This is a genomic window from Moritella sp. (assembly GCF_013215705.1).
Taxonomy (GTDB): Bacteria; Pseudomonadota; Gammaproteobacteria; order Enterobacterales; family Moritellaceae; genus Moritella.
Map to the genome: position 1 here is coordinate 1 of NZ_JABSQR010000023.1, position 14,850 is coordinate 14,850.

A 14,850-nucleotide genomic window follows, 5' to 3' on the forward strand; every position below is an offset into this window, starting at 1 on the left:
ATTTTTACCTAAAATGGTGCTACCAAATAACACCCCTCCTTCATTAATTACTTCTCTAAGGTGTGAAAAAGCGATGCTCTTTTCGGATAGATTACCTGGTAAACAATGTAATAGATAATTAATGCTGACAGAATCAAATTTCTCACAGTTTAATGCTAATGGCTCTAAGATGTTACGGCAGTAGACCTCGGGGTTTAAGTGTTTAATAGCTTTAGATGTTGACTCTAAACTGTTGTTATTTAGATCCACTAAGGCAACTCTTCTAACAGTGCTAGGAAGGTATTTTTTTAAATAATAACCTGTTCCGACTCCCACATCTAAATGGTTGTTAGATACTAACGTCGCAAATTTTTTGCCGATAATGTTAGTTGGACATTTCCATAAATAATTATTTGAAAAACCTAAAACCCATATGTCATAGATTGAAAGTACCTTTTTTGAATAAACAGCTTGACCTGTAATAACGTTTTTATTCATCTAATTTTAAAACACCCAATTTAAAATTAGATGTATACACCATCTATTATATAAATAAAAGCTTACCAGTTAAACTAAATATATCGCGAGTGTGACTTCCTTATAACAAGAAAAATTCTGTATTGATGCGGTAAATCAGGTCTTCTTGTAATGGTCAACTCAAATCGGACACTTGCTTAAGCTACTTTTCTTAATATCTGTTGCTCAAATTCCATCGGTGATAAATACCCCAATGTCGTATGTGACAGCTTGCTGTTATAATAAGCAAGGTAATCCAAAATACAGAGTTCAGCATCTTTCTTTGTTTTCAAGCGATAGTAATGCATATGCTCGTGTTTTAAGCTTCTAAAAAATAGCTCTGTTGGTGCATTATCCCAACACTCACCTTTGCCGCTCATGCTGGCTATCATCTCCATTGTCGATAGCATTTCTTGGTACTTACCGCTTGCGTATTGGCTGCCTCTATCTGAATGATGCATCACGCCAGCATTGGTTTTTTGTCGGCAATACTCCATCCAACAATTTTCCTTGAATATAAATCCATAACAGCATGTAATAACCCATAACAACATGTAATAACCTGTAATAACCTGTAATATTTTTTTGATAATGAATATCTTAGTATTCATCTACAGTTTAAAAATATCTAATATCAGTACATTGCCAGGAATAATAAAATGAAATGTTGTAACGACTCAAGGCTACAGAGAGTCAATAGAAAATGGTTTGAGAAATTATTGTATAGCGGTATCTATAAATGTAATCGCTGTGGCAAGGTGTTTAAACTTAAAGCTAGCTAAGACCTAAACTCATAAATATCAGCTAAGAACACAGCCTAATTTCTTAGCTGACAGATTGATCTCACATCAGGAATTAATACCGTAAACTATTCACCACCTAAACTATTCACTACCTAAACAATAAACTTGTTTAAATACTCAATAATTTAAGTCGGCTAAGCTTACTTGCCAGTGTCTATACCATCGACGTTTAGCGTCTTACGCTTGTTTAACGATATCGTTTACACAATGGCGCTTACAGCGATTCAAGCTAAGTAATTAACGCCTTAGCCTCAGATAAAAAAAAACATGTGTAAGGCTCATTTAGGAGCCTTTTAGATATAACAAAAACGGCTAAAACAGCCAGTCTTTAGTTGTATTTAATTTCTAATTTTTCCTTGATTTTTCAATAAATATTAAAATTTAAACATAAAACCCTTTTAATACATACACTTAAACAAATAGCCCCAGTTAACACACAAGGTTATCCACAGAAATTGTGGATAACCTAAAAAAAACACATGTTATGGGGAAAACAATCCAATTATATGACTTATTTGTCCACAACACCATTTTTACAGTTAAAGTTATACACAGGTGAAGTAATACTAAGGAGATGTATACACAATACGGACATTTTTGTGTATAAAATAATAAACTCAAAAATAAGTTAATAGTCAGGTCGTGAAAGTCATATAAATAACACTGTTTATGTATAAAACAGGCATAAAAAAAGCCTCAAACGAGGCTTCTTCTATCATCAGTAATATATCGTCAACTATTCAGTCTAAGTTGATTAATTTACGCCTGACTCATCTTCAAGTTGTTTGCGTAATTCCGCTTCCAATTCTTGTTGTAATTCGTCTTGAAGTTGATAATACGATAAATCATTTTCATTATAGTCCATCATAACCACCTTAATCGTACTTAACAGTACATCGTTAAAATATGTCGATAATCGATAACCCGTTTATCACACTTCTCCGAACAACCTTTTGCTCAGCTCATGTATTAATCCTAACACAGCATTTTCAGTCCGCAATATTTGTTGAACTGAGTGAAAAGTTTGATCACGGTCAATAAATCCATTTTGTAATTATTTATCAACATTTTGACTATCAGCTCTTCATATGAAAGCAAACTAACGAAATAACAAAGGGACGACGACCTCAACATACAACAAGGTAACTAAAACTGAACAATAATAAACAAAATAGAACAACTTAATATAAGGTATATTAAAAAGTAATATACCTCTTTTTTGACGCTGTAATCAGCGAAACATTCGAATAACAGCGATTAACCCGCGTTAGGCAAGTAAGTAAAGATTAATACCTTAAGACCTTTGCCCGCTTCTGCTTCTTTGAATACGGCTGGCGGTGCGAGTTGTTCTTGGAACACACAGTCTGGGCAATGTTCGGCGACATTATCAAATAAGAACTGTTCACCTAGCTCTGGAGCATTCAAGCATAACATCACTTTACCGCCCGGCTTCACTAGCTGTGGGATCCGTTTAATGATCTTGCTGTAGTCGCGTTTAATATCAACACTGCCCTTTTGGAACGACGGTGGATCCGAGATCAACAGATCATAAGGGCCGTGCTTACGTAAACGGCCATATGATTTAAAGATATCAATACTTTCAAATTTAACCCGCTTAAGATCCTGGCTATTACTGTGGTGATTATCACGGCCTACGGTTAATGATGAGCGGCTAAGATCAACATTCAATACTTTGTCTGCGCCACCCGCTAAAGCAGCAACAGAAAAGGCACAAGTGTAAGAGAATAGGTTTAATACATTGGCATTCTCTGCGTGGTCTTTTACCCACTGACGGCCATTGGCCATATCCAGGAACAGACCCGTGTTTTGCGCACGACCAAATTCAAGATTAAAGATCATGCCATTTTCAGTGATCTCGGTGCGGTGACATTCTTCGCCAAGGAACAATGCTGTTGGCGCTCGTTCACGACAACGGAATTGCACCAGTACGGTTTTACATTGCTCACCAAGCTGCTCTTGAAGTGCTTCAGCTAACAATAATAAGTAAGCGTTTTCTTCTTCTTTGTATAGCGTAATAAGTGCAACTGGTGACAACCAATCAATGTTAATGTGCTCGAAACCAGCATACGTATGGCCACGACCATGGAACAAGCGACAAGCATCTTCTGCAACAGCAGAAAAATCAATAAATTCAAGCGGCAATTTCACATCAGCCTCGGACATAGGAACAGTCACAATCTTATTTCACCTTAATTAATCTTACAAAACAAAAAGGGATGCACACTGTACATCCCTTTATTCAATTCACCGCATTATACTCGATTAGCACTAAATTGCGATCAAGCCTCTTGGTTATTTTTTACGTCAACATCACTGCTCTTTTTCACATCAACATCACGACTCTTCTTCACGTCGAGATCACTACTGATCAGTATCGACATCCAGTTCTGATCATTAATAGTTTCTAAGCCAATTTTAACAATCATGGTTAGCGGTACCGCGAGTAACATACCGACAAGACCAAGCAACCAGCCCCAGAAGATTAATGATAAGAACACAATCAAAGTTGATAAACCCAGCCCTTTGCCCATGAAACGTGGCTCTATCACATTACCCATCACCAAGTTAATCGTCACATAACCTGCTGCTACGGCACCAGCTTCTGGTAAACCGAGTTGTAACGTCGTTAAGATCACCGCTGGTACCGCGGCAATTAAAGACCCGATATTAGGTACGTAGTTGAGTAGGAATGCGATTAAGCCCCACAGCAGATAGAAATCCACATCCATTATAAACAGCATTAAACCAACCGAGATACCCGTCGCGATACTGACTAAGGTTTTGATCGCCACGTATTTGTTCACCGAATCTAAGAACTTGTCTAACTGTGCTAATTTGAAATCTGGGTCTTTAAACATTAAATGCAGTTTCTTCGGTAAAACATCACCTTCAAACAGCATAAAGACCACAGTTATTAAGATCAGGAAAATGTTGGCCATCACCCCAGACAAACTACTCACCATGCTAGAAACCATCGTAACAGCGGTGCCAGGATTGAAGTATTCCAGTAAGGTGTCTGATGATATTTTGATGTTATATTTATTTAAGAACATCACTAACTCACCGTAATGTCCTCTAATTTGACTTTGATAATCACCAATATTACTGGTGAGCTGCTGCACACTCGAGCCAATCACACTGGTGATCGACAAGCCAATCGTGATAGCGAGAATCAGCACAACAAAAATCGCGATTGCGCGTGGGATACGGAAACGTGTGATCACATTGACCAATGGGTTGCAAATAATAGCAATAAACACAGCGAGCAAGAATGGAATGATAATCGGCGTGGCTATTTTGATACCACCGAGAATAATGATCACCGCGGCTACCATCACCAAATTACGCATCTGGCTATTTTCGTTTAAAATTAGTTTCATAGTTACTCATTAGGGTACTACTGGGTGCTAATAGTCGCCAGTATTCTACGACGTGACTGATGAATATAACCTTAACAAGGTGAAAACACTAATGATATTACATTGATGCGAGTAACGAAATTGGGTAAGAGATCGGAGAGTGATCTTCAATAACACGAATAATTATTGCGATAGAATCACAAAAACGAATAACACTTTAAAATAAAGAATAGATAATTAATAAGTTGTAGGAGTAAAACAGGAATAACAGGAATAACAGGAATTTAGAATTGAATATATTTGAAGCAGAAATGGTGGAGCCAAACGGGATCGAACCGATGACCTCGACACTGCCAGTGTCGCGCGTGATATCAATGCGTTACGGAGATTATAGCACAATAGGAATAAAGATGAGTGTAAAATGAGTGCAAAATAATTTCGCTAATAGCCAGTCCATGTCATCGACACGATACCGTTAATAACTTCATGCATAATTGCCCTGTAGCTTTAAGGTTGTCAACCGCACCAGCAAAATCCCAACCGATGAAATTCAAAAAACACCGATATATTGAATTTTGTTTAGAACCCTGAAATCAAGGATTATAATGTCTATACATTAAATCATTTGACCACTTCTAAATATAAGTGGGTCAATAAAGACAACAACCAAAAGGTAATACAATTATGAAACATCAACCATTAGCGCAAGACCCACAAACATTAATCGATCTCAGTATCCAACGTGCATTAATTGACGAATCACCCACGCTTAATAGCCTGTCGCCATTCATCCGTAAATGTATAGAGCAAGATTACAGCTTGAAGCTTATATCGCAAACGTGTGGTATGACTCGCGTAACATTGAATAGTATTTTACAGCGCACAGCACCCTAACCGTAAGCCCTGTCAGCACCTTCTTACTAACCGTGGTCGTGAGGTATAACACGTATCAAATACATTATGAGAGAAGCTATTATGAAAAATAACCCGAAGGTGCAACAGCGCCATAAACCAAATATTACAGGTAGAATTTATGATACACCACCAACCACAGGATCAAGTCAAACAAAGGATTATGATACCTAAGAACCTAATCAACCAACTTGCAGCATGTAACAATGGTAAATCAATTACGGCTCAGATTAACGAGCTAATCATTAACCATATTGCACAGGATGTTGCCCATGTTGAGTCAAACACAAAGTAAGTCAATACATTACCAATACGCAGAACCAGCATTGGACGCATGGCTTCACGCAGCGCCACCAACAGCAAGGTTAAACGATGTTGACTTCCTTGACTTAGTTACCCAATTGACTAATGCATCTAATGCCGCACAGATTAAGCCGAAGTTGAAAGAAACTGAGATAATCAACATCCATTTGTTAGATGGTCAGTACCTTTCGGATCTAGACATCCCACAATTAACCGATGGCAAACCAAAGTTGGTGCAGGTAAATGCTGGTGTATCTACTGGTAAAACGACTTGTATGGTCAAAGGTAAAGGGGCTGAAAATGACGTAATGATTACGCACCAAATCAGCATCAAAGATCAAACATTGTCAGATTACGGCCACCACGAAAATCGAGCGGATGTAATGCAGTTGGAGCATTCAGCAAGTGCCAATATTCCAGAGTTATCCAAGTATCGTTTGGTTAACTTCGACGAAGCAACCACTATCACAGATGCAGGGACGTATCGTATTGAGACCATTTCCAAAGTCTATGACAAGATTCAACAGTTGCGGAAACATACCACCGTTGCTTTATGGTCGGGCACATTCCGTCCAGAGTTTAACCCGTTTAGGTTTGATGTAATTATCAACGTTCACCGTGTTAAGCCAATAAGCAACATCAAGGTTTATCATGCCGTTGGTGAATATGTAAATGTTGCATTGCCGAAGCAGCACCCAGACGACCCGACCGAGACAGTCAAACAAGAGAAAATGCGCCCAGTGACTACTGATATGATGGTCGATGTTGTATTGAAAGAGCGTGAGTTGTCCAAAGGGTATAAGCCACATGCACCGTTTAAGCTATTCGATAATAGTGTATTGGACGAAGATGGACGGATGAAGCATAAGCCAATACTGTTATTACATGACAGCACAAAGGACTTGCTAGTAATACAGGCTAAGTTGTTGGAATACGGGGTCACTTCCACGGTTTGTAATTCTCAGTTGAATAAGAATAATAAGCACAATGAGAAATACAAGAAACTAATGGATACATCAATGATCGGTAGTATGGGTGTCGATGTAGTATTGACCACATGTTGCTTACGAGAGGGTATCAATATCCTTGATCCAATGCATGTAATTGTGATGCAAGCCGCTTCCGAGTTTATGCAGCAGTCAATAGCCCGTGCTAGGGATACCGCAAATGCCAGCTATTTGATAATTATGGGCAATGGCAAACAATGTATGGATCTGGATGCAATTAAGCTTTACCGCTCTGATGGTTTGATGGACATTGAATCAATGACACCACAAGGGACTGACCCACGGTGCAAGTTTACTTTGGACACTTATCGCGAGAATGTCGGAATCAGTATTACTGGTAAACACACCATCGACCACATCACAAGCGACACCTTGAAACGTAGTGTGATTACTCACGCAATCTACAACTATGAATCAAAACAGTCGCGGTATGCATTTGATACGGTCAACAAGTTTTGCGGCTTATACGGTTTCAATCCTGAATTCATCGTTATTGGTGATGACATAGGATCGGAAACATTTGTATTACCCGACTATTTGAAAGCCATTCCTAAAAAGGATATTCGTTATGCATTGGATAACAACTTTGCCGAATACCAAATGGCGGATCACTTTGGTTATAACATCGAAGATTGCCAGAATGTCTATGATAAGTTGGAATCTTTCAAGGACGTTTACGAGTCGTGCGCGGTATCAATTGACGGTGTTAGCACGTGGGAGAAAGCTTATAGCGCATTTGCTGCCGGATCACTGTTATTCGTTGCTAGTATGTGCAAAAGACAGCTAACTTTTATCAAGAAAATCATTAATAATAACCTTGAAACGTTTGGAGAAATACCAGCGGAATCCATGCAGGAAACAGCGGATAACTTTTGGCGTATGGTTGTTAGTGAGCATCATCTTTGGTTGTACCCAGAGTATGACGGCCAACGTGTGAGAGTATTCATCTGGTTAATGGGGTTGCTAAAATACAAGCGTAGAAATGATAAAATAGTAAGCATCGTTTACCGCCTACCAGCACGTAAAGCACTTGCGGATCTGCATTGGTGGAAATCAAAAGGACTTACAGCCTGTCAACGCGGTGCATTAGGTAAGCGAAAAAAAGTAATAGAATCCAGTCACATAACATTAATGGACTTTTGCAATAAGCATCAAGTATCACAACTGGATGTAGTCAATATGAAGATGAAACAAGTAAAACTACTTCTTGTAAGTTGATACCAAGCAATACCAAAAAAGACACAAGTGTCCTGATTTACCGTTTTGAATACCTAATAACACAAAATCAGGACACTTGTGTCTTTTTTGAAACTCAACAATTACTTACTGAACCAAAAGACAGATTTTTATTAAAAAGCCAAGCAAACCACCAGCACCCAACTCGAACCTAATGCCGGAACTTTACAATAATGAAAATACTGTTTTTTTATTATGATATCGAGGGTGTTGGTGGCATGGAATTCCAGACAAAAAAAAGCACTGATAACTTAATTGTTATCAGTGCTTTTTCGTTTTAATCATAATGTCTTACATCGGAACAAGGTTTACAACGTCTTATCCCAACCAACAGGTAAAAATTTATTAAAGAGCAGCAACTATTAATATAATTGAAGTATCTTTGTTACCACTGCCTTTATTTATTACATGGTCAACCGTGGTTATTGTGGCATATCTGGATACAAGATCGCTTGGTATGATTCGTGGAAGTCCAAAGCGTTTGGATGCACACCATCAAAGTATAGTGATTGTCGTTTTGCCTGTATCAGTTCCATAGCCTGACGAGCTTCTTCTTCATCAAAAAGTACCCGCTCACAACGCTCCATCATGTCTTTTTTCCATGTGGAAGTACCGACCGCATGATTCATATTAATGCTTGTTTTATCACTACCGGAACCAATAACCACATAATCCAGATCGCTTACCTTTTCTTGAGTTTGCTTAATGCCGATGTTTATCACTCTGTTTGTCCTTCTTCATATCTTCTAATTAGCTGGTTACACTCAGAAGCATTGAGCGTTTTAATAAATGTTGATCTTATCAGCTTCATTTCAGCCGTTGATTGTTTTAGTCTTTCGGTTTCTTCAAATACTGCCATCTTAATTCTGGCATTCTCGCGAGACATTATCATGTTACTTAATAAATTCGTCTTACAGTCAACACCATATTTTAGTGCCACCACTTCCTCAAAAAATTTATCAAGATCCACCGAGTCAGTACCAACCGCTTTTAGGATAGTGTTAAACTTATTAGCCATACTGATTCCGCGTTTTTGTTTTGATGCAGCAGACGAAGCCGTTGCGCTATTAAATGAAGTGCTATTTTTCATTGTTAACCCCGCTATCTGCCGCTATTTTATTTTTGTTTTTACTTATCAGGTCAGCCAATTGCGCAGCGGTCGGGTTGTCGCCCAACTTATCAATTATCACCTGACGTGCAGTCATAAACTCACTGTATGACTGCACGTCCATATCGGTAAACAGGGACTTACTGAACGTCTTTTCTTTTGATGCCAGTTTCGACAATGTTGATACATTAAGGTTGGCCGCGATATCATTTGCTTTTTCCATGTCATCGGCTTGCAAACCAAGTTTAAGTAAATTCTTAAAATACTGGTCTAGTGTTTCGATTTTATTACTCATTGTCAGCACCATCTAATGTCTGTTTGGCAATGTTAAGATCACCGGGTGTTGGTGTATTCAATAGCACGGCCATGCACCCAGAAATCGCACTGATAACGGCATTCAATGAGCCGGAGCTTTTTGCCTTTCGTAACTGGGTGAGAACTCGACGTACCTGCATTTGATCTAATTCTTTGCTTTTCTCAGTGATCGTACTTAATGATGCATTAACCACTTTTACGGTATTATTAACCAGTAGCTTAGTACCTGCATCATTACTATATTTTTGGATTTAGTTGCATTCGTTAACCACATTGAATAACAGCACTTGTAATGCTTTTTCATGCAACCCGTAATACTTTATTGCAATAGCACGTGCATCATCAAAACCTAAATGCTTATGCATGGTACTGCTTCTTTCGCGCATTTTAGATACTTCGAAATCAATGGATGCATCAATCGCATCATCTAAACCGCCCACGGATTCTATAATGATCTGGTTAGCTTCTTTGTTTGCTTGGTGTGTGATTAAGTCGCTGTATCGGTTGTTGTGTATCTCTGCAAACTCATTAAACCCAATCTCACTGCAAGGTTTATCACTCACACCGTCTTTTTGTTTAACTTCATACGGAACAGCCGCTTTTTTTGTAGCATCATCCAGATACTTTTTAAATTTCGTTTCTTTGATTTCATTGTCATGTTTCATGTTGTTTACCTGTAATGGGTTAATGTAAGTAAGTTTGTTTATTCAGTAGTATTTACCCACCACCACAGCCAACACCAACCGTCTCGTATTTTCTCCGCATAGATACTATAAGGAATCCACGAACAACCCAGTAGAGGAAATTATTATGCTAGCCAAACCAAGAAAGAAGATCCGCAGAATGTTCAAAAAAGCTGTTTCACCGAAGCTCAGTAAGCGACTATCCAGACCATTACCCCTGTTAATCGAGATCAGAAATGTAAACCATCTACGAACGTACATGTTAGACCGTGGGCTTAAATGCAGTGTGCTTACAAGGTATACGCAGTATTTGAGGTTGACTGATACAGAGTGTCATCCGTTAACCACGTGGGATGAATACAAAACACGGTATAAGGGATCTTAAGCTATATTATAAGACCACCCTACAACGACACATAATACAACCAATACAAAACCTGTATCGTTTGTCACTTTACACCACCTATACAAGATAGTATTATTTTACTTCAAACATAAACAATACAACTTCATTTAGTGAGATAACATGCGATTTATTTACAGCCGCGTAAGTACCGTAGAACAAAACGCGATCCAGCAAACGGATTATCTAATTAAGCATTATCCACATGATGAAGTATTCGAGGATAAATTTAGCGGTAAGACAATGGAGCGTGAGCAATTCCAAAAGATGCTTACCAAGTTAAGATCTTCCGATACGGTCATTTGTTATGACGTTTCTCGTCTTGGTCGTAATACTGTCGATGTGCTGACTTTTTGTAAGGAGATGACGGATCGAGGTATCAAGATAATTATTCACACATTGGGTGGTATGGACATTACATCAAGTGCCGGAAATATGGTGTTAACTATGATGGCGGGTATTGCTGAAATGCAACGTACCGAGATGTTAGAAAAACAACGCATCGGTATAGACCGAGCACAGAAAGAAGGTAAGTTTAAAGGTAAGCAAGTAAGTAAGGAATCATTTGAAGAATACGACAAAGTAAATGAGTTAATCACAATGGGTATGAGTGCCAATAAAGCACTTGGTTTGGTTGGTATGAACCGCTCTAAATTCTATAGGCTGAAGAAGCTAAAAGAAGAATCACAATAACATACGAGCATTGCACTATGTGTTGAACTAAAGAGAATTTAGAAACACACTTCGTGATACCAAGATCACCCATCAATTATTGATACAATGAAATATTCACATTTTCCACCAGAGTATTTAGAGAATGCAGTTAGTATTGATCTAAAGGTAATTTAAGATCTTTAAGTACATCTAACATTTCATCATTGTCACGTAATAATTTTGATGACTTATAACTTAAAAACTGCATACTGATTAAGACTATTCGTAATATAGATAACTCAGTAAAGTTAACGAGGGTCGTTAACTGAACCATTCTATCTTCACGAGTAAATCCATTTTCATCAGATAACTTCAATGAAATCATTCTTGTGATTACGTAAAATACTCTTTGAGTGTTGTATATTTTTTCATGTGAATCGACTTGCTTGATGAACTCAGTAAGAGCTATATCATTAGAGTTATTGTCTCTCATATATTCGATTCTATCTTCCAGTTCTCGTACTGCTGAAACACTTGAGACAAACTTATCTTTATCAAATTCTAACTTAAAATGTTCAAATGTATCTCTTTGTGCATCTATAAGATTAAAAAAATGAACTTCAAACGAACGAATTTTTTCGTTTTTAACATTAAGGTTTGATTCTTCTCGCAAAGCAGCATTAGTCTCATTCTGAAGAGACAGAGACTTAACTAGCATAATATAAGATAAAAAAGTCAATATAGGTGTTAAGATACCACCTACATAACCACCGAATTGCCCCCAATCATTAACATCGTCAGAAATCTGATAAGTATGAAAGTTTAATCCATACATACCTAGCGCAATGCCCATGCATAAGATTGCAGCAATAATGTGTTTATTCATTGCTACTCGAAACCAGTAATTAAATATTTAATTATATGACCACTCTTAAGCCTTAAAGTCGTAGCTTTGATATCAATGTACTCCCACTTATCCGAAGTTGTACCGTTATTATGATTTAGGTTTTCAGAGAATACCGTTTTAGATGCAAACTTTACTTCTTTATAACGCGCAATAAAGCCAAATGCCACGGTATCAGTCTCACCATCTAATAATAATCTACCATTACCCGTGTTAATGTTTAATCTTGTAATACAAGCCCTAATAAATAATGAGTTTGAATTCATTGTGGGCGTTAGATTAGTCTTACCTTGTCTATCAAGCTTTACTATTTCACGTCTTTTAAATTCGTTAACATGCCTTCTTAATTTAACATCGTACCCAAATGTGCTTGATACAGAATGTGCTTTTTCAAGAGGGCTACGTCTAAGTCTAGTCAATAGCTTTTCTTGTGTTTCCTCGCTCATATTATTTAACGCGATCTTCGCTTTAGGGGTTAATTCAGGGAGTTCTCTGTATAATCCTTCTGAAATAAAGTAATTAATCACTTCACCCATAGCTTGATTTCCGATCTGATCCATTTTCAACTTCAAGTCTTGATCTTCGATCTGTATCTCGAAGACTATTCCATAAGAACCTTCAAAGCTTTCCATCATCTTATTTCTAACTTTATTCGTGCTAAGCGTTCTTTGGCTAACAGAGTCAGTAAGTGCGGCTTCAACAATACTTCTAACTGTCTCAGATACTCCAGCTAAAGTCTCCAATCCTGTTTTCATATCAACAGCATGTTCAACTGTATCGATAATAAGATCTAATTTCATTTAAACGTCCATTATGTCTGCCATTGATACCAGATATCAATTAAAGCCATTTCAGTAATCTACTGAATAATATTCAGAATTAGGTAGTATACAGCTTATTGAACATACAAGATAATTATCTCAATATCATTTTGAGCATTTACTTTATCAAGTAATCCCTAACTTATTTTTAACTTGGTAAGCTTTATAAGAACTTCCATTAATAGAATAACTATCATCTGAGGAATACGAAAAAGTAAACGAGTTAATCACTATAGGTAAGTTTATTTTCTTTATTATAAATTAGAGAGTTTGATGTCCTAACTTTTTGTTTTGCCTACTTAATGGTATTATTTATAATAATTAACTTAATAGATTAGGATGAAGCAATGAGTATTGAAGCTATTGACATTGAGGGTACTGAAAAAATTGAAACACCGTCATTCGAAAATCCAAGTATGGCTGACTTTGAACATGCAATAGCCAAATTCAATACTTCTATTATTTCCCCGTTTATGAACATAAACAATAAATCACCGATGATTTATTTTAATAGTGTTCTTTCTGTTGAAGGAATCGACACTAAAGCTAAAAAAATCATATCTGATAGTAATTATGAAATGAACGCACTTGACGGTGAACGCGTAATTTTGTTTACCAATCCTTTATATGTATCAATGTTAACATGCCGAGGTCAATCATTTAGAGATTCTAAGAGCTGCATGGTTAGACTGATTTCAGGAAAGGTAACTGAAAAGAAATTTATCAGTCGACATAGTGTAGCATCTCATGGTACTCAGGCTGATTATAAGATAAATGATATCATCAGGGGTGTTATTTTATCACCGACGACAGAATTTAGTCACGCAAGTGTTATTGATTTTCCATTGTTTTTCTCAAATGACATAAAAATGAACTCTATTAGTGATGCACACAAAGGGTTGTCGCTAGAAGCTGAAACATTAAGACAAACGATATCGAATCAAGTTGACGACATGACTAGTTATTTGAATACAAAAACTAGTGATTACAAAGCTCTTGTAAAAGACATGAATACAACAATAAAAGAAAAAGAACGATTAGAAAAAAGTAACGCTCAAAATAGTCTAATACTTAGTCAAATTCAACAAGACATAGTAAATACAAGTGAAGAAATATCTAAAATTCAATCACTTAAAGTAAAGTTATCTATTGACATAGATGAGCTTAAAATTTCAATTAATAAACATAAAGGTATAGTTAAATCTGAAAAAGCAGAGTTTGATGTATTATTCAAAGACGTAGCAGATAAAAAGATAGAGCTTTTAGGTTTGAACGATGAGATAAGAACTGCAAAAAAAGACATCAATTTAACAAGTTTAGATATGAAAGGCCATTCAGCAGAAAGCCAAAAACAATTAACCTATTACTACCGTTTATCCCTAGCTGTTATAGTCTTCTTAGCTGCCGTATTCTTTTTCATATATAGTAATGCCGAAACTTTTAAAGTTCTTATTGATGCAAACTCAAAAGTTTCACCGTGGAACATATTACTTAGTCGATTACCATTAATCACGGCAACAACATTGATTATAGGTACATTATCCGCATTATTATTTTATCTAGTGAATCACATAATTTTAGTAAACGCAGATAAAATGAACATGCTTAAAGCATCAATTTTAGCCGAGCAGATTACAGGAACATTATCTTCAAAAGGTATGAGCGATGAAGAAATTCGAGACTGCAAGCGAAATACTAAAATTGAGCTAGTAATGAACGTATTTACAACCAAACCAGAAAAAATCAGTGAAAGTAAGCAGCAAGATGTTTTAAAACAAATCTTAGAGGCCGTAAAGATAACAAAGTAACGCAATTTAAACTTATTA

Annotated in this window: 15 protein-coding genes; 4 read left to right on the top strand and 11 right to left on the bottom strand. The window is 36.9% G+C overall.

Annotated elements, in window-relative coordinates; genetic code table 11:
- The 4 genes from HRT96_RS15130 to HRT96_RS15145 form a co-directional block, all read right to left on the bottom strand.
- The coding region (locus HRT96_RS15130) for a class I SAM-dependent methyltransferase (protein ID WP_293158427.1) at positions 1 to 477 on the bottom strand (477 nt) is incomplete at its 3' end.
- A gap of 176 nt (positions 478 to 653) precedes the next feature.
- On the bottom strand, positions 654 to 992 hold the full coding sequence (locus tag HRT96_RS15135; RefSeq protein ID WP_293158430.1) for an IS3 family transposase: 339 nt from the start codon (positions 990 to 992) through the stop codon (positions 654 to 656).
- A 1,563-nt stretch (positions 993 to 2,555) separates the two neighbouring features.
- Positions 2,556 to 3,494 (bottom strand): class I SAM-dependent methyltransferase, encoded by a 939-nt coding sequence (locus HRT96_RS15140; RefSeq protein ID WP_293158433.1) that lies wholly within the window; start codon positions 3,492 to 3,494, stop codon positions 2,556 to 2,558.
- A gap of 104 nt (positions 3,495 to 3,598) precedes the next feature.
- The gene (locus HRT96_RS15145) at positions 3,599 to 4,699 is read right to left on the bottom strand and encodes an AI-2E family transporter (protein ID WP_293158436.1); all 1,101 of its coding nucleotides are present in this window, start codon (positions 4,697 to 4,699) and stop codon (positions 3,599 to 3,601) included.
- A gap of 663 nt (positions 4,700 to 5,362) precedes the next feature.
- On the opposite strand from HRT96_RS15145, the gene HRT96_RS15150 reads away from it, so the two are divergent.
- Entirely contained in the window at positions 5,363 to 5,572 is a 210-nt protein-coding gene (locus HRT96_RS15150) for a hypothetical protein (protein WP_293158439.1), read from the top strand.
- A gap of 290 nt (positions 5,573 to 5,862) precedes the next feature.
- A complete protein-coding gene (locus HRT96_RS15155; protein WP_293158442.1) occupies positions 5,863 to 8,118 on the top strand; it encodes a hypothetical protein in 2,256 nt (751 codons plus the stop codon).
- Between the two features lie 440 nt (positions 8,119 to 8,558).
- Here the strand turns inward: HRT96_RS15155 and HRT96_RS15160 are convergent, their stop codons facing one another.
- The 5 genes from HRT96_RS15160 to HRT96_RS15180 all read right to left on the bottom strand — a co-directional run bounded on the left by HRT96_RS15160 (position 8,559) and on the right by HRT96_RS15180 (position 10,224).
- Positions 8,559 to 8,858, bottom strand: coding sequence for a hypothetical protein (locus tag HRT96_RS15160; RefSeq protein WP_293158445.1), 300 nt, complete (start codon positions 8,856 to 8,858; stop codon positions 8,559 to 8,561).
- Entirely contained in the window at positions 8,855 to 9,226 is a 372-nt protein-coding gene (locus tag HRT96_RS15165) for a hypothetical protein (RefSeq protein WP_293158448.1), read from the bottom strand. Before HRT96_RS15165 ends, HRT96_RS15160 begins: the two co-directional genes overlap by 4 nt.
- Positions 9,216 to 9,539, bottom strand: a complete 324-nt coding sequence (locus HRT96_RS15170) for a hypothetical protein (RefSeq protein ID WP_293158451.1) — start codon at positions 9,537 to 9,539, stop codon at positions 9,216 to 9,218. The genes HRT96_RS15165 and HRT96_RS15170 overlap by 11 nt, the downstream gene beginning before the upstream one ends.
- Positions 9,532 to 9,699 carry a hypothetical protein gene (locus tag HRT96_RS15175; RefSeq protein ID WP_293158454.1) on the bottom strand — a complete coding sequence of 56 codons (168 nt, stop codon included), beginning with the start codon at positions 9,697 to 9,699 and terminating at the stop codon, positions 9,532 to 9,534. Before HRT96_RS15175 ends, HRT96_RS15170 begins: the two co-directional genes overlap by 8 nt.
- A 111-nt stretch (positions 9,700 to 9,810) precedes the next feature.
- Entirely contained in the window at positions 9,811 to 10,224 is a 414-nt protein-coding gene (locus tag HRT96_RS15180) for a hypothetical protein (protein WP_293158456.1), read from the bottom strand.
- A 544-nt stretch (positions 10,225 to 10,768) separates the two neighbouring features.
- On the opposite strand from HRT96_RS15180, the gene HRT96_RS15185 reads away from it, so the two are divergent.
- Entirely contained in the window at positions 10,769 to 11,338 is a 570-nt protein-coding gene (locus tag HRT96_RS15185; protein WP_293158458.1) for a recombinase family protein, read from the top strand.
- 130 nt (positions 11,339 to 11,468) lie between these two features.
- Here HRT96_RS15185 and HRT96_RS15190 read toward each other — a convergent pair whose 3' ends face one another.
- Together HRT96_RS15190 and HRT96_RS15195 are read right to left on the bottom strand one after the other, a co-directional pair.
- Positions 11,469 to 12,185 (bottom strand): hypothetical protein, encoded by a 717-nt coding sequence (locus HRT96_RS15190; protein ID WP_293158460.1) that lies wholly within the window; start codon positions 12,183 to 12,185, stop codon positions 11,469 to 11,471.
- 2 nt (positions 12,186 to 12,187) lie between these two features.
- Complete coding sequence (locus HRT96_RS15195) at positions 12,188 to 13,003, bottom strand: hypothetical protein (protein WP_293158462.1); 816 nt, start codon at positions 13,001 to 13,003, stop codon at positions 12,188 to 12,190.
- 368 nt (positions 13,004 to 13,371) lie between these two features.
- On the opposite strand from HRT96_RS15195, the gene HRT96_RS15200 reads away from it, so the two are divergent.
- Positions 13,372 to 14,832, top strand: a complete 1,461-nt coding sequence (locus HRT96_RS15200) for a hypothetical protein (RefSeq protein ID WP_293158464.1) — start codon at positions 13,372 to 13,374, stop codon at positions 14,830 to 14,832.
- The last annotated feature ends 18 nt before the right edge of the window (positions 14,833 to 14,850 follow it).